This is a genomic window from Enterococcus sp. AZ063 (assembly GCF_051715045.1).
GTDB lineage: Bacteria > Bacillota > Bacilli > Lactobacillales > Enterococcaceae > Enterococcus_D > Enterococcus_D casseliflavus.
Genome location: NZ_JBIOTA010000001.1, coordinates 2,073,394 through 2,092,179 on the forward strand (window position 1 = coordinate 2,073,394; position 18,786 = coordinate 2,092,179).

At 43.3% G+C, this 18,786-nt stretch carries 19 protein-coding genes; 9 read left to right on the plus strand and 10 right to left on the minus strand.

From position 1 onward, the window contains the following. Window positions 1-124: 124 nt before the first annotated feature. The 3 genes from IGK61_RS09580 to IGK61_RS09590 all read right to left on the minus strand — a co-directional run bounded on the left by IGK61_RS09580 (window position 125) and on the right by IGK61_RS09590 (window position 2,515). Window positions 125-1,474, minus strand: a complete 1,350-nt coding sequence (locus IGK61_RS09580) for a PFL family protein (RefSeq protein ID WP_005230144.1) — start codon at window positions 1,472-1,474, stop codon at window positions 125-127. An 8-nt stretch (window positions 1,475-1,482) separates the two neighbouring features. Next, on the minus strand, window positions 1,483-1,749 hold the full coding sequence (locus IGK61_RS09585; RefSeq protein ID WP_005230142.1) for an ACT domain-containing protein: 267 nt from the start codon (window positions 1,747-1,749) through the stop codon (window positions 1,483-1,485). 103 nt (window positions 1,750-1,852) lie between these two features. Continuing rightward, window positions 1,853-2,515: a 2,3-bisphosphoglycerate-dependent phosphoglycerate mutase gene (locus IGK61_RS09590; protein ID WP_074535257.1), complete on the minus strand. Its 663-nt coding sequence runs from the start codon at window positions 2,513-2,515 to the stop codon at window positions 1,853-1,855. A gap of 415 nt (window positions 2,516-2,930) precedes the next feature. Here IGK61_RS09590 and IGK61_RS09595 point away from each other — a divergent pair, with 415 nt between their 5' ends. The 3 genes from IGK61_RS09595 to IGK61_RS09605 are packed head-to-tail and all read left to right on the plus strand — an operon-like array spanning window position 2,931 to window position 6,299. Further along, window positions 2,931-4,412, plus strand: coding sequence for an ABC transporter substrate-binding protein/permease (locus IGK61_RS09595; protein WP_005230136.1), 1,482 nt, complete (start codon window positions 2,931-2,933; stop codon window positions 4,410-4,412). Next, window positions 4,405-5,127, plus strand: a complete 723-nt coding sequence (locus IGK61_RS09600; protein WP_005230134.1) for an amino acid ABC transporter ATP-binding protein — start codon at window positions 4,405-4,407, stop codon at window positions 5,125-5,127. Before IGK61_RS09595 ends, IGK61_RS09600 begins: the two co-directional genes overlap by 8 nt. Window positions 5,128-5,144: 17 nt before the next feature. Then, on the plus strand, window positions 5,145-6,299 hold the full coding sequence (locus IGK61_RS09605; protein ID WP_074535255.1) for a pyridoxal phosphate-dependent aminotransferase: 1,155 nt from the start codon (window positions 5,145-5,147) through the stop codon (window positions 6,297-6,299). Window positions 6,300-6,432: 133 nt separating this feature from the next. Here IGK61_RS09605 and IGK61_RS09610 read toward each other — a convergent pair whose 3' ends face one another. Together IGK61_RS09610 and IGK61_RS09615 are read right to left on the minus strand one after the other, a co-directional pair. Then, the gene (locus tag IGK61_RS09610) at window positions 6,433-7,140 is read right to left on the minus strand and encodes a DUF4811 domain-containing protein (RefSeq protein ID WP_005230129.1); all 708 of its coding nucleotides are present in this window, start codon (window positions 7,138-7,140) and stop codon (window positions 6,433-6,435) included. Then, entirely contained in the window at window positions 7,137-8,615 is a 1,479-nt protein-coding gene (locus IGK61_RS09615; RefSeq protein ID WP_010749631.1) for an MDR family MFS transporter, read from the minus strand. The genes IGK61_RS09610 and IGK61_RS09615 overlap by 4 nt, the downstream gene beginning before the upstream one ends. Window positions 8,616-8,752: 137 nt before the next feature. Here IGK61_RS09615 and IGK61_RS09620 point away from each other — a divergent pair, with 137 nt between their 5' ends. The 3 genes from IGK61_RS09620 to spxB all read left to right on the plus strand — a co-directional run bounded on the left by IGK61_RS09620 (window position 8,753) and on the right by spxB (window position 11,972). Next, entirely contained in the window at window positions 8,753-9,238 is a 486-nt protein-coding gene (locus IGK61_RS09620) for a MerR family transcriptional regulator (protein ID WP_005230125.1), read from the plus strand. A gap of 180 nt (window positions 9,239-9,418) precedes the next feature. Continuing rightward, entirely contained in the window at window positions 9,419-10,111 is a 693-nt protein-coding gene (locus IGK61_RS09625; RefSeq protein WP_074535254.1) for an N-acetylmannosamine-6-phosphate 2-epimerase, read from the plus strand. Window positions 10,112-10,238: 127 nt separating this feature from the next. Next, the gene (gene spxB / locus IGK61_RS09630) at window positions 10,239-11,972 is read left to right on the plus strand and encodes a pyruvate oxidase (RefSeq protein ID WP_074535253.1); all 1,734 of its coding nucleotides are present in this window, start codon (window positions 10,239-10,241) and stop codon (window positions 11,970-11,972) included. A 78-nt stretch (window positions 11,973-12,050) separates the two neighbouring features. Here spxB and IGK61_RS09635 read toward each other — a convergent pair whose 3' ends face one another. Continuing rightward, window positions 12,051-12,179 (minus strand): hypothetical protein, encoded by a 129-nt coding sequence (locus IGK61_RS09635; protein WP_005236316.1) that lies wholly within the window; start codon window positions 12,177-12,179, stop codon window positions 12,051-12,053. A gap of 408 nt (window positions 12,180-12,587) precedes the next feature. Here IGK61_RS09635 and IGK61_RS09640 point away from each other — a divergent pair, with 408 nt between their 5' ends. Together IGK61_RS09640 and IGK61_RS09645 are read left to right on the plus strand one after the other, a co-directional pair. Next, the gene (locus IGK61_RS09640) at window positions 12,588-13,133 is read left to right on the plus strand and encodes an NfeD family protein (protein ID WP_081116908.1); all 546 of its coding nucleotides are present in this window, start codon (window positions 12,588-12,590) and stop codon (window positions 13,131-13,133) included. A gap of 25 nt (window positions 13,134-13,158) precedes the next feature. Then, entirely contained in the window at window positions 13,159-14,613 is a 1,455-nt protein-coding gene (locus IGK61_RS09645; protein ID WP_005230116.1) for a flotillin family protein, read from the plus strand. A gap of 78 nt (window positions 14,614-14,691) precedes the next feature. Here IGK61_RS09645 and IGK61_RS09650 read toward each other — a convergent pair whose 3' ends face one another. The 3 genes from IGK61_RS09650 to IGK61_RS09660 all read right to left on the minus strand — a co-directional run bounded on the left by IGK61_RS09650 (window position 14,692) and on the right by IGK61_RS09660 (window position 17,016). After that, window positions 14,692-15,261, minus strand: coding sequence for a sugar O-acetyltransferase (locus IGK61_RS09650; protein WP_074535251.1), 570 nt, complete (start codon window positions 15,259-15,261; stop codon window positions 14,692-14,694). A gap of 22 nt (window positions 15,262-15,283) precedes the next feature. Continuing rightward, window positions 15,284-15,796 carry a cyclophilin-like fold protein gene (locus tag IGK61_RS09655; RefSeq protein WP_074535250.1) on the minus strand — a complete coding sequence of 171 codons (513 nt, stop codon included), beginning with the start codon at window positions 15,794-15,796 and terminating at the stop codon, window positions 15,284-15,286. A 122-nt stretch (window positions 15,797-15,918) separates the two neighbouring features. Then, window positions 15,919-17,016, minus strand: coding sequence for an alpha/beta hydrolase (locus tag IGK61_RS09660; protein WP_074535249.1), 1,098 nt, complete (start codon window positions 17,014-17,016; stop codon window positions 15,919-15,921). Window positions 17,017-17,227: 211 nt separating this feature from the next. Between IGK61_RS09660 and IGK61_RS09665 the strand changes: the two genes are divergently transcribed. Then, window positions 17,228-18,112, plus strand: a complete 885-nt coding sequence (locus IGK61_RS09665; RefSeq protein ID WP_074535248.1) for a LysR family transcriptional regulator — start codon at window positions 17,228-17,230, stop codon at window positions 18,110-18,112. Between the two features lie 88 nt (window positions 18,113-18,200). On the opposite strand, the gene IGK61_RS09670 is transcribed toward IGK61_RS09665, so the two are convergent. After that, window positions 18,201-18,614, minus strand: a complete 414-nt coding sequence (locus IGK61_RS09670; protein ID WP_034858575.1) for a VOC family protein — start codon at window positions 18,612-18,614, stop codon at window positions 18,201-18,203. Window positions 18,615-18,786 lie beyond the last annotated feature (172 nt).

An 18,786-nucleotide genomic window follows, 5' to 3' on the forward strand; every position in this document is an offset into this window, starting at 1 on the left:
TGATAAAACATCCGCCTTAAGCATGAAAAAAATAGTTAGATGACTAAAAAACCTTTAAAAGACAGCATTTTGGTCGGTCTTTTAAAGGTCATTTTATCATATTTTCCTAGTAAAGGAGTACAAATTAATTTTTGAATGAATGGATCGGAGCAGGAATACGTCCCCCACGTAAAATGAAATCAGTAGACTGCGCAGGATTGGTTTTCATCACTGGCGCCGTTCCTAATAATCCACCAAATTCAATGCGGTCGCCGATTTTTTTGTCTTTCGCTGGAATGATTCGGACAGCTGTCGTCTTGTGGTTGATGACACCGATCGCTGCTTCATCCGCAATCATTGCGGCGATCGTCTCAGCAGAAGTATCTCCTGGAATCGCAATCATATCCAAACCGACAGAACAGATCGCCGTCATGGCTTCAAGTTTTTCTAAATTCAATAAACCAGCTTCTACTGCTTTGATCATCCCTGCATCTTCAGAAACGGGGATAAAGGCACCCGACAGACCTCCAACATGGTTACATGCCATTACGCCGCCTTTTTTTACTGCATCATTTAACAAGGCCAAAGCCGCTGTCGTTCCGTGGGTACCGACAGATTCTAGACCCATTTCTTCTAAAATCAATGCCACACTATCGCCGACTGCAGGAGTTGGCGCCAGCGAAAGATCGACGATCCCGAATGGAACGCCCAAGCGCTCTGAAGCCACGCGCCCGACCAATTGCCCCATCCGCGTGATCTTGAAAGCTGTTTTTTTGACTGTTTCCGCCACAACATCAAAGGACTCGCCTTTGACTTTTTCCAAGGCACGTTTGACGACACCAGGTCCGCTGACACCAACGTTGATTTCCACATCAGCTTCACCGACCCCATGAAAAGCCCCTGCCATAAAGGGATTGTCTTCCACTGCATTGGCAAAGACGACGAGCTTCGCACAGCCCATATCTGATGCCTCAGCCGTTTTCTTGACTGTTTCTCCCATCAGACGTACTGCATCCATGTTGATCCCAGCTTTCGTTGATCCAATATTGACCGACGAACAGACAAAATTGGTTTGAGCCAAGGCTTCTGGAATCGATTCGATCAATGCAAGGTCGCCGCCTTGATAGCCTTTTTCTACTAGTGCGCTATAGCCGCCGATGAAATTGACTCCAACTTCTTGCGCCGCTCGATCCAAGGTCTTCGCAACTTTGATACAGTCTGCGGGTGTCGGCTGGCAAGCTGCCACTACGATCGCTACAGGGGTAACCGAAATCCGCTTGTTAATAATCGGAATGCCATATTCACTTTCGATCTCTTCGCCGACTTTGACAAGATCTTTCGCTTTTGTTGTAATTTTTTGAAAAATTTTCTCACAAGTACGATCAATGTCGGCGTCAATACAATCCAATAATGAGATCCCCATTGTGATGGTACGAATATCTAAGTTTTCTTCTTCCACCATGCGAATGGTTTCAAGTATTTGATTTGTCTCCATAGTGCCTCCTATAATTTGTGCATGGTATCAAAAATCTCTTGATTTTGAATGCTGATTTTTACACCTAATGTACGACCAATTTGGTGAAGCTCCTCACGAACACCATCAAAATCCTGATTGGCATCCATGTTTAAAAGCATCATCATCGTGAAGTAATCTTCCATGATCGTTTGGGACACATCTAAAATATTGATTTCTAGTTCTGCTAATTTCTGGCTAACACCAGCAATGATCCCAACCTTGTCTTTTCCAATAACGGTTAATACGGCTTTCATATCCTCCCGCCTTTCATAAAATTTTTCTTATTATAGCACAACAAAACCACATTTTCGATGTAACATCAAACGAAAATGTGGTTTATTCTTTAAATGTTCGTTATTACGCCCGTTCAATCAAGTTTGCTTGGCTATCAAACTCATAAATGATCGGCTGTGCGTTAGGAATATCGATCGTATCCATGGCATCTTTTGGCACGTCTTCCAAGTATTTGACTAACGCCCGCAAGCTGTTCCCATGACCAGTAATGAGAATATTCTTATGATCTTTAAGTAACGGAACCACCTGGTCTTGCCAAAATGGGACTACTCGCGCCACCACCATCCCCAGATTTTCTCCCTTAGGTATCAAGCGAGGGTCTAAAGAATCATAGCGTCGGTCTAAATCATTTTCCTCCACATATAAAGGCGGTTCATCATATCCACGTCGCCATTTTTGCACCTGTTCTTTTCCATACTTTGCCACCATCTCATCTTTATTGACCCCTACTAATTGGCCATAATGACGTTCATTTAGGCGCCATGTTTTTTTCACAGGGACCCAAAGCTGATCGCTGGCTTCCAGAACGGCATCGCAGGTGATGATCGTTCGCTGCAGCACAGATGCAAAGGCAAAATCAAAGGAAATCCCTAATTCTTTGATCTGTTCCCCCGCATCCCAAGCTTGTTGTCGGCCTTTTTCGGTCAGAGAAACATCTAGCCAGCCTGTCCAGTAATTTTCAAAATTTGCTTCGCTTTCACCATGTCGAATCAATACGACCTTCACTCTATCGCCTCCTCTTCTCTTTTATTATCGCAAGAAATCCAAAAAATGTCTTATGTTTCGTTTTTGCCGCTTTGTTTCAGACAACTTTTTATTTTGTCATTGCAGATCCTGTTTCTCGTTTAAGCGAAGCTGCTTTCTTTCTTCACTATCCGTTATTTTCTAAGCATCCTTTCAAATAGATGTGTATAGAAAATGGCTGCTGTTCCTTCTCCACTTTGTTCTTCCTTGGATTGCAAATAATTTGAATAAATGGTTTTACGCTCTACAACAATTTTTGACTTTTTTTCTCTGACTTATTGACTTCAACTGATGTTATGCTATGATAGTTTCTATCACTTATATGTATTTTTATACATTTATTAGTTATTATTTGCATTTTTAATAGATGCACAGAAAAAGTTAAAGGGGCGTTTACATGAAAAGGTTTAGTAAGGGTACTGTTTTATTGGGGATCATCACAGCGTTGCTGCCGTTTTTCTTTGTCGGACAAGCACATGCAGAAGAAACCGATCCAATCTATGAAAAAGTCAAAGAAAATGGTGTATTGGTCGTGGGTTTATCTGCCGATTATGCACCATATGAATTCCGTGCCAATGTTGATGGAAAAAATGAAATCGTGGGGATCGATATCTCGATTGCCCAAAAAATTGCAGATGACTTAGGGGTCGATCTGAAAATTGAGGAGCTTGGGTTCGACGCGCTGTTAGGGGCTCTAAAAACGGGTAAAATCGATGTCGTCATCTCTGGGATGGCTGCTACGGATGAGCGCCGTAAAGAAGTCAATTTCACTGATACCTATATGGAAGTCCAACAGACCGTCCTGGTTCGAGCAGAAGATGCGGATCGTTTCCAATCGACGGCTGATTTTGATGGTGTAGCTGTCGGTGCACAACGACAAACCACACAAGAAGAGCTGGCAAATACAGAATTGACTGGCTCGACCGTCACCTCTTTGCAAAGGGTGCCTGATTTGATCACCAATCTAAAATCACGCAAGATCGATGCGATCGTGATGGAAGGTCCCGTCGCCGAAGCTTATGTGACGGCGAATGATACCTTGGCATTAGCCGAAAATGTCACGTTTGAAAACGGCGTGAAGGAGACCGCGATCGCCATCTCGAAAGAAGCGCCAGTTTTACTGGAAAAACTCAATTCCTCCATTGAAACTATCATTAGTAATGATCTTTTAAGCCAATACAAAGAAGATGCCTATCGATTGATGTTTACCGAAGAAGGCACGATCGATGAAGAGCAAAGCTTTTGGGAAAAATATCTGCCTTTTTACATCACTGGAACTGGCTATACGATCTTCCTAGCCTTGGTTGGGGTATTATTCGGCTCTATCGGTGGCAGCTTGTTAGCCTTTATGAAGCTTTCTAAGTCAAAAGCATTGAAAGTCATTGCCGCTGTCTATATTGAATATGTTCGGGGAACACCTTTGTTAGTACAAATATTTATTGTATACTTTGGAACAGGCGTGTTAGGCTTAGAGCTTTCGAAGTTAGCTGCTGGCTGTATTGCCTTAGCACTAAACAGTGCCGCCTATGTGGCAGAAATCATTCGTGCTGGGATCAATGCCGTCAATAAAGGACAGCTGGAAGCCGCTCGTTCATTAGGCATGAATCAGATCCAAGCGATGCGCTTCATCATTTTCCCGCAAGCCATCAAAAACATCTTGCCTGCTTTAGGAAATGAATTTGTCACGGTCATCAAAGAGTCTTCGGTCGTATCGGTAATCGGTGTGTCTGAACTGATTTTCCAAACAGGCGTCGTTCAAGGGGCCAGCTTCAAACCATTTTTACCATACGTTATCGTATCATTGATCTACTTTGTATTGACCTTCGCCCTCTCACGTCTATTGGGTGTTGCTGAAAGGAGAATGAAAACTAGTGATTAAAGTTGAAAAATTAGTGAAAACATTTGGCGAGAATACCGTCTTAAAAGAAATCGATCTTGAAGTGACACCTGGTGAAGTCGTTGTGATCATCGGACCCTCAGGAAGTGGGAAAAGTACTTTCTTACGCTGCTTGAATCTACTTGAACAGCCGACTGGTGGGAAAATCACCTTCGAAGGCAATGATTTATTGGCAAAAGGGGTGAAAATCGATCAGATTCGTCAAAAAATGGGAATGGTCTTTCAAAGCTTCAATTTATTCCCTCATAAAACGGTGTTAGAAAATCTGACTATCAGCCCGATCAAAGTCAAACAGCAAGAGCAAGCTGCTGCCGAAGAGACAGCGAAAGGATTGCTGGAGCAAGTTGGCTTAGCTGAAAAAGCGGATAGTTACCCCTCTAGCCTTTCTGGCGGGCAGCAGCAACGGGTGGCGATTGCTAGAGCGTTGGCAATGGATCCTGATGTAATGCTCTTTGACGAACCAACCTCAGCATTGGACCCAGAAATGGTTGGAGAAGTGTTGACGGTCATGCAAGCTTTGGCAGAAAAAGGCATGACGATGGTCGTCGTTACCCACGAAATGGGCTTCGCAAAAGAAGTCGCCGATCGTGTCATCTTTATGGCTGACGGTATCATTCAAGAACAAGGAACACCAGAACAGATCTTTGAGCATCCGCAAAATGCGCGGACACAGGATTTTTTAAGCAAAGTTTTATAGAAATTGGAGATGACAAAATGAACCGTCCGTTGATTGCAGAACGTTTTTTACAACCAGAAGAAAATCTTTTAATGGAGATCGCCACTCTTGCGAAGAAAACCCCAAATTTGATTGATTTGTCGATTGGTGATCCTGATTTGATTACAGATGCGACAATCATTGATGCAGCTTTTGCTGACGTCAAAGCGGGTCATACAAAATACACCGCTTCAGACGGCAGTGCTGATTTTATCCAAACCGTCGTTGATTTTTATCAAAAGCAATACCAGCTTACTTTTTCTCCTAGCCAAGTACGAGGAACTGTCGGTGCATTGCATGGCATGTACTTAGCTTTGGCTGCCATCATTGATCCCGGTGATGAAGTGATTATTCACGAACCGTACTTTTCGCCTTACAAACAACAAGTCGAACTAGTCGGTGGTGTGCCAGTCTTTATTCCGACCTTTGAAAAAGATGGCTTTCAAATCGACGTCGAGGTTTTAAAGGCCGCTATCACTGAGAAAACCCGGGCAATCATTATCAATTCACCCAACAATCCTACTGGTGCTGTTTTTTCTCCAGAAACTTTTGAAAAAATCGCAGCAGTTGCCATTGAACATGACTTACTAATCCTCTCAGATGAAGTCTATGAAGCCTTTTGCTTTGATGACACCTTTGTACCGATGGCAGCCTTCGCACCTGAGAACACCATCACATTCAGCAGTTTCTCAAAAGCCTTTGCCATGACAGGCTGGCGGATCGGTTACATGATCGCACCTGAATCGATCAATCTTACGGCAAAACTGATCAATGAGTCGATCGCCTATTCGGCACCAACTCCTTCACAACGGGCAGGTATTTACGCATTGAATCACTATGATACCCTCGTGCCGCAAGTGGTTGCTGTCTTTAAGGAACGACTGACCTACATTGAACAACGGGTTGCTGAGATCCCCTTCCTTTCCTTATCCCCAGTCAAAGGAAGCATGTATGCCTTCATCAACATTAAACAAACGGGGTTGGACTCTGTCAGCTTTGTCGAGAAATTATTAAAGGAAACCAGTGTGCTGATGATCCCTGGGAAAGCCTTTGGAGAAACGACCGGCGATGGCTATGTTCGCTTAGCTGCCACCCAATCGTTGGACTTGTTAAAAGAAGCTTTCGACCGCATTGCCGCGTGCTCATTTGACTAAAGAAAATCCCACTCACTTCTAGTGTGTGGGATTTTTTTTGGTGGTAGCCGTTTTTCAAAAGTATCACGTTCCATATAAAAAGGGACAGAAGAATCCGATTTGATTCTTCCATCCCCTGACTATCTGCTCGTTTTTACTTTTTTGCTTCTTCTAGTAATTTTGCCATCGCTTCTTTTTGATAAGCTTCTGTCAATTCAGCGATTTTTGCTTTTTGGGCTGCCTCATCCATAGTTGGATCAGCCATTAATGCAGCTTGCATTTTTTCTTGGACATAGGCTTGTCCTTGTGTTTTCATAGTGTCTGCTTGTTCTTTCGCTAAAGAAGCCAGTTTTTTTGCTTGATCCACACTCAAGACTTCCCATGAATCTGGCAATGAGAACGTATTGGTACGGCTGACATATTGGCCATCGTTATCAGCGATCCCGAACAAGAAGCGTGATAGGTCACTTTTATAAACCCAGCGCGTCGTTTTTGTTTCTAATTGAGCTGAATCAGCCCCTGTTTCCACAACATTAGTCACTTTATCAGTACCGGTTTGTTTTGGTTCCTCTTGATCAGCATCCGTTTTATATAGGTAGATTTTTTCCGTACCATCTCCTAATGGCTGATACAATAGCAAATCAAAATTCTCGTTATCGGCACTAGAAACCAGTGGGGTTGTTTTAGCAGTCGTTTCTTTTTCCATTCCAAAATGATAGGTCAAATTGGCCATCAGTGCGACGACACTTGCCACGAAGACTAGACCTAAGACCAATGATAAACCTGTTTGCAGCTTGTTTTTGGCAAAGACATTCAGTACCGCAAACCCTAACACGCTAAGAACGATCAAAAGCAAGATCATTTGTCCGCACCTCCTTCAAGAACCGTCAATCGCGGTTCTTTTTTCTTTAAGGAGAAGGCGATCAAGAATCCTAAGAAGCTAAAGACCGCTGCCACATAAAAGGCGGCATGGTAGCCAGATAAAGTCGCTTCGATTGCTTTTTCTTTGTATGCCAAAGGCGTTGCATCCAGCAAAGAATCACTTGGCAAGTTGCCCTTAGTGACGTTTGTCAAGACACTGATCAAGATAGCCGTACCAATTGAGCTGGCTACTTGACGGAACGTATTGTTTACCGCGGTACCGTGACTGATCAAATGACCAGGTAAGGCATTCATTCCTGAAGTCGTTACTGGCATCATCACCATTGAGATCCCGAACATCCGAATCCCATAAAGAATGATGATATGCAAAATCGGTGTATCTTTTGTTAAGAAAGCAAATGGTAAGGTTGCGGCAGTCAAGATAAACATCCCGGTGATAGCTAAACGTTTTGCACCATACTTATCAAAGATCGCACCAGTGATCGGCATCATGATCCCCATGATCAACGCACCTGGCAATAACATCAATCCTGAATGAAACGCTGACTCACCACGAATGTTTTGGATATACAATGGGAGAACCATTTCAGCACCGATCATCGCCATATTCGTGACCCCTGAAAGGATCGACGCCAAGGTAAAGGTCGTTGATTTGAACACGCGCAACTCTAAGAACGGATGCTCAATGTGCAATTGACGCCATGCAAAGAAAGCAATGAAAAAGACACCGGCTGCTAGAAAACCGATTACTTCCATACTGCCCCACCCTTTGTCGCCGACGCTTGAAAAGCCATAGAGCAATGTACCAAAACCAAGGGTTGATAAAATCGCTGAGAACAGATCGATTTTCGGATGCGACAATTCAATCACACTCTTCATTAGAAAGAGCGCTAAGACTAAGACTAAAACGACGATCGGAATGACCATTCCGAACAAATAGCGCCAGTCATAATGATCAATGATCCAACCAGATAACGTTGGGCCTAAGGCTGGTGCTAACCCAATAACGATTCCTGACATGCCCATGGCTGAACCGCGTTTTTCTGGTGGGAAGATCGACAACATGATATTTTGCAAAAGCGGCATCGAGATCCCTACACCGGCAGCTTGCACTAAGCGGCCAATCAATAATGTAGAAAAGTTCGGTGCAGCAAAACAAGCGATCGTTCCTGCAAGGAAGATGCTCATTGCCGTTAAGTAAAGACTTCTCGAGCTGAACTTGTTGATCAGCCATGCGGTGATCGGGATCATGATCCCATTGACCAGCAAGAAACCAGTGGTCAGCCATTGAACATCAGATGCTGAGATGTCAAAGGCATCCATCAAAGTTGGAAAAGCCGTTGTTAACAATGTTTGGTTCAAAACAGTACAAAACGTACCGATCAGCAAAACCATGACCAGTAAGGAACGGTTGTAAGGTTTGCCGTAGATATCTAAAGGACGACTCGTTGACATATTTCACACTCTTTTCAGTATATTTTTCATAAAACCTTCTTTACTTTAAATCTTTCCCTGAAATTTGTCAACCTACTTGACATAAAAGTAAAACAAGTTACAATATTAACAAATACCTTTACAAGAATGGAGTCCGTATGTCTCATCTTTTTCGAAAACTCGTTGATAATGAAAACTTGTTGGTCGGCATCAGCGAACTTAGCCAAATGTGTGATATCTCCCCTCGCCAATTGCGTTATTGGGAACAAAAAGGATTTATTCAATCGGTCCCACAAGAAGAAAATGCCCCACGAAAATACCGACTGCCCACGGTCGTCAAAGTGGAAATGATCAAAACGTTTTTAGATGAAGGCTTTACGTTGGCCAAGGCTGTTGAAAAAGCGGACAAAAAAATCAAAACCGCCCATCATATTCGCAAAGTGTTTTCTGGGGTTTTACAAAATTTAGAAGTCATCAATGAACGCTTTACGATCATCAGTCTGGGACCAGTAGATGACGAAGGAAAAATCCTCCATATCATTCACGATGAAGAAACAGAACGATTGCAATACGAAGTGCTGCCTGCTAATCAAACGATCGATTTTGAAAAGTTCAAGCAATGCACGTCAAAACAAGCAGAATAAAAAATCTGCCTAGCCTATTCGTTACGTGCAGCAAGTATCCATGACAATGATGCTTGCTGCACGTTTTTTGAATGTCTTGCCTTTGATTCAAAGAGGTGTTGATTCATTTACAAGCAAAAAACCTCATGATATAGTCGAAGGGAGAAACGAACCTTTAGTAGAATGGGAAGTGTCATATAAATGGAAAAAGAAGTCTTTACCCAACAAATCAAGGGCGGGTTGATTGTTTCTTGTCAAGCATTGCCTGGAGAACCCTTGTATACCGAAAACGGCGGTGTCATGCCCCTATTGGCAAAAGCAGCTCAAGAAGCTGGAGCTGTTGGCATCCGTGCCAATTCCGTTCGCGATATTCGCGAAATCCAAGCCGCTGTTGATCTGCCGATCATCGGAATCATCAAAAAAGACTATCCACCTGAAGAACCATTTATCACAGCGACCATCAAAGAGGTGCACGAATTAGCAGCTTTACAGATTGCGGTGATCGCTTTGGACTGCACCTTGCGCAAACGTCACGATGGCTTGACGGTCAATGCCTTTATCAAACAAATCAAAACTCTTTATCCCCATCAACTACTCATGGCAGATATCGCCACCTATGAGGAAGGCATCAATGCCTTTGAAGCGGGCGTCGATTTTGTTGGTACAACTTTGTCCGGCTATACGGCGAATAGTCCCACCATTGACGAACCAGATTATCATTTGATCCAGCAATTGGTTGCGGCAAAGGTTCCAGTGATAGCCGAAGGCAAGATCCACACCCCGAAACAAGCAAAGAAAATCCAAGATATGGGTGTGACGGGTATCGTGGTTGGTGGTGCCATCACCCGACCAAAAGAGATCGCCAGCCGATTCGTGCAAGAGCTGCGCAACTGAGTCGTTCATTTCCTAAAATAAGTCTTTCACTGCGCCTTGTGACAGAAGGCGCATTCTTTGTTGTCTTTTTGAGAAACGTTTATACTTAAAAGAGAACGAATGACAACAGAGAAAGCGAGTGAAGAAAATGACAAAAATCAATGCTGGTATAGCAATGATCAAGGTTTTTGAAGCTTGGGGCATCGACCATATCTATGGAATCCCCGGTGGCTCTTTCAACTCAACGATGGATGCTTTGTACCATGAACGGCAATCGGTCAAGTATATTCAAGTACGTCATGAAGAAGCAGGTGCGCTGGCAGCAGCGGCTGATGCCAAGCTAACGGGAAAAGTCGGTGCGGTTTTTGGTTCTGCTGGTCCGGGTGCCACCCATTTGATCAATGGCTTATATGATGCTCAAATGGATAACGTGCCCGTCGTTGCCTTGTTAGGACAAGTAGCTTCGAGCTCGATGAACTACAATGATTTTCAAGAAATGAATGAAAATCCGATGTTCGCTGATGTCAGTATCTACAATCGCACGGTCATGTCCCCTGAAAGTTTGCCCCACGTGGTGGACGAAGCCATTAAAGCAGCCTACAAATTTAAAGGAGTCGCTGTGGTAACGATCCCGGTCGATTACGGGTTTGCAGAAATCGACAAACAGGAGATTGCAACCGCAAAAAATCATAAGACAGGTGTTCTCCAGCCTGATGAAGAGGATTTACAGGCTGCCCTTCCTTATTTTGAACAAGCAAAAAAACCCGTCCTTTATATCGGACAAGGTCTCTTTGGTCATTTTGATGCCATCGATGCTTTTTCTAAGCATTTCTCGATGCCTATCGCATCTTCTGTCTTAGCCAAAGGCATCGTGCCTGATCTTTATGAAAACTTTCTTGGATTTGCTGGACGGGTGGCGACAAAACCTGCCAATGAAGCTTTGGCAGAAGCCGATCTCATCGTTTTTGTCGGCAGTGACTTCCCTTTTGGCCGCCGCTTTTTCAATCCTGGTGCCAACTTTGTCCAAGTTGATATCGACGCCTCGAAATTTGGTCGTCGTCATCAGACGGATGTCTCCGTTTTAGGAGATGGTGCGACCGCTCTTAGAAAATGGACAGAGATGGCAGCCCCTCGTCCTGCAGATGCTTGGTTAAAAGCCAATCAAGAAAACTGTCGCAATTGGCATGAATGGCGCCATCGTTTTTACCATGATTCGCAAGTTCCTTTGCGTCCTGAACCTGTCTATCGAGAAATCAACCGGATTGCAGCTCCTGATGCCCTGTTTGTCACGGATGTCGGTAATGTGACGATTCACAGTATCCGTCATTTAGAAATGACGGGTGAACAGCGTTTCACAACGTCTGGCTGGTTTGCGACAATGGGCAATGGTGTACCTGGTGGGATCGCAGCTCAATTGAGCTATCCGAATCGCCAAGTATTTACCTTTAGTGGGGATGGCGGTTTTGCGATGCAAATGCAAGACATCATCACCCAAGTGAAATATGATTTGCCAATCATCAACGTGGTCTTTTCCAATGACTCATTCGGCTTCATCGAAGCGGAGCAAGAAGATACCGAGCAAACCAAGTTCGGTGTCCAATTAGCCGGTGCTGATTTTGGTAAAGTTGGGGAAGCATTGGGTGCGAAAGGCTTCACGGTAACGAAGGAAGAAGAATTAGCATCCGTCTTTACACAAGCTAAAGAAAGCCACGGACCTGTGGTGATCGATGTCAAGATCGCTAACGAACGCCCTCTTCCTGTCGAAGAACTGAAACTTGATCCGAACCGCTTCAGCGCTGAAGAAATCGCAGCTTTTAAAGCAAAATACCAAGTCCATGATCTGCCAGCTTTGAGTGAGTTGTACGTGGATTCTCAAGAGTAAATAAAAAAGAGAGAAAGACAGAAATCCTGTCCTTCTCTCTTTTTTTCATCAACCATTTCATGTTTCTAATGCATCGCCTTACTTATTATAAATTTTCGGGCCTTTACGCATGTTTTTTCGATCGTTTTTTGGGGATTCCATTTTTTTTGAACGGCCGCCGCCTTGTTTTTTCTTGATTAGTTCTAACATTTTTTCTTTTTGATCCATCGATTCCACCTCTATTTCTTAGCAATACTGTCGGTTGAAAAGAAGTGTTCCTGACTTCTTTTATGTTTGCGAACAACTACCTTCGATCTATGGTAATAGAAAATAAAAGCTGCCTCTTACGATTCAAATCATCTGCAGCTAATTTTGCCTTTTTCTAGTACCCTGATTTAATCTACTTGGATTTTCCTGGTTTGTCAATGGCTGATGAAAAAAAGCTGATTTTTGATTGGCTCTTTCAAAAAAATAAACCTCCCTTTGTTGTACTATTTGTTCAATTTTACTATTTTATTTAATTTTTTTTATTATTTATTGGTATAATTATAACAGAACACCTATTCCGTTCTTTTCCTTCCCTCGTTCTTCTTTCGATTGTTTCTTAGCTTTCATTGTTCTTACAAATCACTCTATTTGAAAGGAGGTGGATACGTGCTGCACACTTACGCACCTGATCAGATTTATTTGTATGTATTGATTGGCTGTGCCATTTTAGCCTTTTTGCTGCTTCTGTTTGGCGATATCTTCGATTTTGATGGTCCAATTGATCCGATGTTGATCATCCCCTGGTTTGCCTTTACGAGTCTTTTCGGTTACTTAGGGGAAACTATTTTCCCAGGCTATTCGATGATGCTTTTCATTGGTAGCGGTTGTCTTTCTACAGGGCTCGTTTTTCTCTTGAATTTTTACGTGCTGATTCCCATGAGGAATGCTGAAGCGACGCTTTCGAGTTCCGAGAAAGACTTTGAAGGTCGAATCGCAACGGTGCTGACGCCGATTCCTTGTGAAGGAATGGGTGAAATTCAACTCACAAGTGTCACTGGTTCAAGTAATCGTCCAGCCTCGGCTTTTCAACCTATCGATGAACCATTAGCAGCAGGATCAAAAGTGTTGATTATTGAAGTCAAAGAGCGTATTTGCTACGTCGTTCCCTATACAGAAAAATTTTTGGGCAACTAAAATAAATCACTAAAGAGGTGCATCTATGGATATTTTCTTATCACCAATTGTCTTTCCGATCGCAATCGTGGCGTTCATTTTACTGATGCTTTTGATCATCTTTGTCACGAAATATCAAACAGCCAAGCCCGATGAAGCGTTGATTATCAGCGGAAGTTACCTTGGCAACAAAAATGTTCATGCGGATGAGAGCAATAACAAAATCAAAATCGTGCGTGGTGGCGGAGCCTTTGTTTTGCCAGTGTTCCAACGATCAAACCGAATCAGCTTACTTTCCAGCAAGCTGGATGTTTCAACACCAGAAGTATATACGGAACAAGGAGTTCCCGTTATGTGTGATGGAACTTCCATTATCAAGATTGGCTCATCCGTAGAAGAAATCGCAACGGCAGCGGAACAGTTTCTAGGAAAAACCCGTGAAGAATTAGAAAATGAGGCACGAGAAGTCTTGGAAGGTCACCTGCGTTCGATCCTTGGTTCGATGACCGTCGAAGAAATCTATCAAAATCGCGACAAATTCAGCCAAAGCGTGCAAGAAGTGGCCTCTGTCGATCTAGCGAAAATGGGCTTGATCATTGTCTCCTTTACGATCAAAGAAGTACGAGACAAAAATGGCTATTTAGATTCTCTTGGAAAACCTAGAATCGCCCAAGTCAAACGGGATGCTGAAATTGCGGAAGCCGAAGCGCTGAAAGAAACCCGCATCAAAAAAGCCCAATCGGAACAAGAATCGCAAACAGCGGAATCAAAACGCATGACCGAAATCGCTGAAGCATTGAAGGAAAAAGAATTGAAGTTGGCGCTTTATAAGAAAGAACAAGACATCGCCAAAGCCGATGCCGATCAAGCCTATCATCTGCAAAGTGCCATCATGAAACAAAAAGTCCGAGAACAAGAGATTGAAGTCGAAGTCGTTGAACGACAAAAACAAATCGAATTGGAAGAAAAAGAAATCTTGCGTCGAGAACGCCAATTTGATTCTGAGATCAAGAAAAAAGCCGATGCCGATCGTTATGCGCTTGAACAAGAAGCATTAGCGAAAAAAGCGTCTGCGTTAGCAACCACTGAAGCTGAGCAGTTTCGAACAGAGTCGTTGGCAAAAGCTGAAGCCGATAAAATTCGTCTGATTGGTTTGGCAGAAGCCGAGACGACCTTGGCGAAAGGAACGGCGGAAGCTGAAACGAAGGAAAAAATCGCTGAAGCCTTCAAGAAATATGATGAAGCAGCGATCCTTAGCATGATCGTTGAGATCATGCCGCAATTAGTCAAAGAGGCTGCCGCCCCATTAGGCAATATCGATAAAATTTCGGTCGTTGATACAGGATCAGGTGAAGGCGGTGGTGCCAATCGTGTCACCAATTACGCCACCAATCTCTTATCGACCACACAAGAGACTTTGAAAGAAACCCTTGGTCTTGATGTGAAATCGTTGATCGAAAACTTCGCCGGTTCCAATACGAGCGAGCCGCCTCAAGAATAAGAAAACTGCTGTTCGTCTTCATCGCTTCAAAAGCGACAAGGCGAACAGCAGTTTTTTTCTTACTCATTGCTATTGTGCTTACTCAGTGACCTCTTTGACATAGTTTGCAGGTACACCAGCCACGATCGTGCGTTCAGCGACATCTTTGGTCACCACTGCCCCAGCAGCAATGATCGCATGGTCACCGACGGTCACACCCGCAACGATCGTTGCATTTGAGCCAATCCAGACATTCTTCCCAATCGTAATGGGTGCTGGATAAAGCGTGCTACGATCTTCAGGGTGAAGGCCATGATTCAAGGTAGCTAGAACAACGTTATGCCCAATTAGGGTACCATCACCGATCGTGATCCCTCCTTGGTCTTGAAAATGACAACCGGCGTTAAGAAACACCCCTTTACCAATTTGGATGTTTTTGCCATAATCTGTATAAAAAGGCGGAAAAAGCGAAAATGTCGGTTCAACTGCTTTCCCAGTCAATTGGGCAAAAAGTTCTTGTAATTCATGAGGTTCATGATAAACCGTATTGATTTTCATGGTCAATTTTCTCGCCTCAGCACTCAAAGCCACCATTTGTTTTGAAGCTTGCGAACCGGCAAGTAAGGGTTCACCACTTGCCATAAGTTTGTTTAATTGATCGATCGTCATTTGTTTTTCTCCTAATCATTCGTTACTCACGAGTATTTTCTAGCGAAAAGACAACCTCCACGTCCTCTTCCCCCATTGCTTCTCTTAAGCCTGCTGGATCTTCAATAACGCCGATACGACTATAGCCACCATAAGAATTGGTAAAGGTCTGATAAAACAGCACCAACGTATGACTATTCCAGCTCATGATTTCTCCTGCGTGAATGATCTCCGGCCGTTCTGTAGTCATTTCTGGCAAATTCTCAGAAAAACGATAATATTTCTCGTTGTTGTTCAAGTCACTCATTGTCAACGTGAAGGGCATTTGATTTATTAGGTGTTTAGACGCCTCATTTTCATAAAACTTCGCTATAAAATCCTGTTGACCAACCGTAATGACGACAGCTGTTGCTGATTCAATCGTCGGTTGATCATGATCCTGACTTGCTTCAGAGGAAGTTTCGCTGGCAGACAGCGCATGCCTCTCCTCTGTTCCACTTGTCCCACAGGCACTTAGTAGGAACAGCAAGACAGCAGGGATGAGTTTTATCAACATGGCTTCGCTCCTTTCTGCTGATGATTCGATGTAGCGGCGGGCAACGGAATGCTTATTTTCTAAAATACGACTGCTCAGCAGAAGATATGGGACTGAACAGTCGTGCAGCTGGTTGTTGCTGTTTAATTCAAATGCTCTTGGAAGAATTCGGTCATTTGGTCAAAAGGAATCACCTCTGTTTGGTCGTATAGATCAACATGCGAAGCATTAGGAATGACTGTCAGCTCTTTGTTATCACCTTGCAATTGCTCAAAAGCGTCTTGACTGAAGTAAAGTGAGTGGGCTTCTTCTCCATGAAGCAATAAAACGGCGCTTTGGATCTCATCAATGTAAGACAAAAGTGGCATATTTAAGAATGACAGCGAAGACGTGACATTCCAACCATCATTAGAGTTCAAGGAACGTTCGTGGTAGCCTCGTTCTGTTTTGTAATAATCAAAGTAATCCTGCATAAAGACCGGCGCATCTTCTGGCAGTGTATCTGGTACCCCACCTGCTCGTTCGTAGCTGCCATTGGCAAAATCAACTGTACGTTGGGCGTTCAGCTGCTGGCGCAATTCATGGCGTCCTTCAGCCCCCATTTCATCAAAATACCCTTGAGCATTGACTCGCGACATGTCATACATGGTGGCAGAAACAGTCGCTTTCACACGGGTATCGATGGCTGCGGCATTCAAAGCTAGACCACCCCAGCCACAAATCCCGATCAAACCGATTCTTTCTTCATCTACGTTTTCTTGGACAGATAGAAAATCGACGGCTGCTTGAAAATCTTCTGTATTAATGTCTGGTGAAGCCACATAGCGTGGTTCGCCACCGCTTTCACCTGTATAGGACGGATCAAAAGCGATCGTAACAAAACCACGCTCTGCCATCGTTTGAGCATATAGACCAGATGTCTGCTCTTTGACTGCTCCAAAAGGTCCGCTAACGGCGATTGCTGGAAGTGGTCCTTGCGCATCAATTGGTTCATAAAGATCCGCAACTAAAGTGATCCCGTAACGATTCTGGAAAGTCACTTTTCGGTGATTCACCGTGTCACTTTCTGGGAAAACTTTATCCCATTCATCTGTCAATGAAACATTTTCTGTCATCGTTTCTCCTCCTGAGCTGGCTTGCGGCTCTTCATTCGTCTCCTCATTATTGCTGCTACAAGCACCTAAAACCAACGGTGCCAGCACAACTAAAGACACAAGGGCCTTCTTTTGCCATTTTTTCATTTCATTCGCCTTCTTTCTCGGTCAACTATCCTGTACCTTAGGGCGATTCTCCAATGTTTTTCAAATGATCAAGGTCTGGATGATCGTTTTTTCTTGATCGCTTGAGCTATTTTTGGATAAACCTATTGTACTTGCCGCATCTTTCTATGTAAAATACTAATGTTAAATACCTAACTATTCATATATAGCATAGAAAAAGGAGTATAGACCTATGGAATTAAAAAGTTTAACCACGTTTCTAGCAGTTGCAGAAAAAGAAACGATTTCAGCTGCCGCAAAACATCTGCATCTCTCGCAACCATCCCTGTCACGACAGTTAATGGAGTTAGAAAAAGAATTAGGTGTCACGCTGTTCACCAGAGGCAATCGCAAAATTACGCTGACGGAAGATGGCCTCTTGTTTCGTAAGCGGGCGGAAGAAATTGTAGAATTGTTAGAAAAGACCCGTTCTGAATTTTTGTCGCCTCGAGATACGATTGCCGGTAACGTGTCGATCGGTGCTGGAGAAACCTACGTGATCCAGCTGTTGGGAAAAATCATCAAGGAGATTCAAGTTGAGTACCCTAACGTCAAATTTCATTTATTTAGCGGCAATGCTGACGAGGTCAAAGAACGGTTGGACAAAGGATTGTTGGATTTTGGCGTCGTGATCAGCCCCGTCGACGTCAAAAAATACCATTCCTTGCGCTTACCTGCCAGAGACACCTGGGGCGTCTTGATGCGAAAAGACAGTCCCCTTGCTAGTAACGAAGTCATCACACCAAAGGATCTCTGGGAGGTTCCCTTGATTACTTCACGACAAAGTCTGGTCAGCAGTGAGCTTTCTAAATGGTTGAAAAAAGACATGAACAAATTGACTGTCGTTGCCACGTATAATCTCGTGTACAATGCGTCAAAATTGGTTGAAGAAGGCGTCGGCTATGCATTGACCCTCGACAAATTAATCAACTTCACCCCTGACAGTCCTTTATGCTTTAGAAAATTGAGTCCCACTCTTGAATCAGATCTTGCAGTCATTTGGAAGAACACCCAAGTTTTTTCAAAAGCCTCTGGACTTTTCTTGGAGCGGATGAAGGAACGCTTTATAGAGGAATGATTTCAAATAAAAAAAGATTTATCTCAAAACAATTATGAGATAAATCTTTCTTTACGTTTTCTTCTGATTCTTTTTGTATGTGAACTCTTTAGACACCGCCATCCTCCAAGCTTAGCAAATTTCCTTCTGGATCGCGGAAATAGGCAATATGAAAAGCTTGGTCCCCTTCCCCCAAAACGGTTTTACTCACTTCAAACACTACACCAGCATTGTTCATTCTCGTATAATCTTCTTCAAAATCCGTGGTGTGAAACGTTGCCGAAAGCGTATCAGATGAAATCCGATTATCCGAAATCGGATAGCCCTCCATTTGATCGATCACGGCATCCACTTGGAACATACCAAAAAAAGGCGCCTCCTCTTTCTTCGATGCAAAGCTTGTATAAGGACCTGACTCATCGCCATAAGTTGGTACCAAACCAACTTTTTCCGTATAAAAATGATAACACTTCTGATAGTCTCCTTTGACTTGAACGCAAGCTGTGATTCGTTGAATAGTCATTTGTCTTTTCTCCTTTTCCAATGTGTCTTCCATCAATTCAAAAGTAATTAAAGCATATTTTACCCATAATAGCATATTTAGCGAGTAAAATTTATTTCATTGTGAATTTTATCCGATAATCTAATCAAAATTAGCGTTGGTTTTCCCAAGAGTCACTTATATTAAAACCCAA

What these genes read in the sequence shown, in the direction of transcription:
- spxB (WP_074535253.1), top strand. Translation starts at nt 10,239, where the DNA reads ATGACAAAAATCAATGCTGGTATAGCAATGATCAAGGTTTTTGAAGCT.
- IGK61_RS09670 (WP_034858575.1), bottom strand. Translation starts at nt 18,614, where the DNA reads ATGACTATTCAACGAATCACAGCTTGCGTTCAAGTCAAAGGAGACTAT.
- IGK61_RS09620 (WP_005230125.1), top strand. Translation starts at nt 8,753, where the DNA reads ATGTCTCATCTTTTTCGAAAACTCGTTGATAATGAAAACTTGTTGGTC.
- IGK61_RS09645 (WP_005230116.1), top strand. Translation starts at nt 13,159, where the DNA reads ATGGATATTTTCTTATCACCAATTGTCTTTCCGATCGCAATCGTGGCG.
- IGK61_RS09665 (WP_074535248.1), top strand. Translation starts at nt 17,228, where the DNA reads ATGGAATTAAAAAGTTTAACCACGTTTCTAGCAGTTGCAGAAAAAGAA.
- IGK61_RS09595 (WP_005230136.1), top strand. Translation starts at nt 2,931, where the DNA reads ATGAAAAGGTTTAGTAAGGGTACTGTTTTATTGGGGATCATCACAGCG.
- IGK61_RS09650 (WP_074535251.1), bottom strand. Translation starts at nt 15,261, where the DNA reads ATGACGATCGATCAATTAAACAAACTTATGGCAAGTGGTGAACCCTTA.
- IGK61_RS09585 (WP_005230142.1), bottom strand. Translation starts at nt 1,749, where the DNA reads ATGAAAGCCGTATTAACCGTTATTGGAAAAGACAAGGTTGGGATCATT.
- IGK61_RS09615 (WP_010749631.1), bottom strand. Translation starts at nt 8,615, where the DNA reads ATGTCAACGAGTCGTCCTTTAGATATCTACGGCAAACCTTACAACCGT.
- IGK61_RS09635 (WP_005236316.1), bottom strand. Translation starts at nt 12,179, where the DNA reads ATGGATCAAAAAGAAAAAATGTTAGAACTAATCAAGAAAAAACAAGGC.
- IGK61_RS09625 (WP_074535254.1), top strand. Translation starts at nt 9,419, where the DNA reads ATGGAAAAAGAAGTCTTTACCCAACAAATCAAGGGCGGGTTGATTGTT.
- IGK61_RS09610 (WP_005230129.1), bottom strand. Translation starts at nt 7,140, where the DNA reads ATGATCTTGCTTTTGATCGTTCTTAGCGTGTTAGGGTTTGCGGTACTG.
- IGK61_RS09580 (WP_005230144.1), bottom strand. Translation starts at nt 1,474, where the DNA reads ATGGAGACAAATCAAATACTTGAAACCATTCGCATGGTGGAAGAAGAA.
- IGK61_RS09660 (WP_074535249.1), bottom strand. Translation starts at nt 17,016, where the DNA reads ATGAAAAAATGGCAAAAGAAGGCCCTTGTGTCTTTAGTTGTGCTGGCA.
- IGK61_RS09605 (WP_074535255.1), top strand. Translation starts at nt 5,145, where the DNA reads ATGAACCGTCCGTTGATTGCAGAACGTTTTTTACAACCAGAAGAAAAT.
- IGK61_RS09655 (WP_074535250.1), bottom strand. Translation starts at nt 15,796, where the DNA reads ATGTTGATAAAACTCATCCCTGCTGTCTTGCTGTTCCTACTAAGTGCC.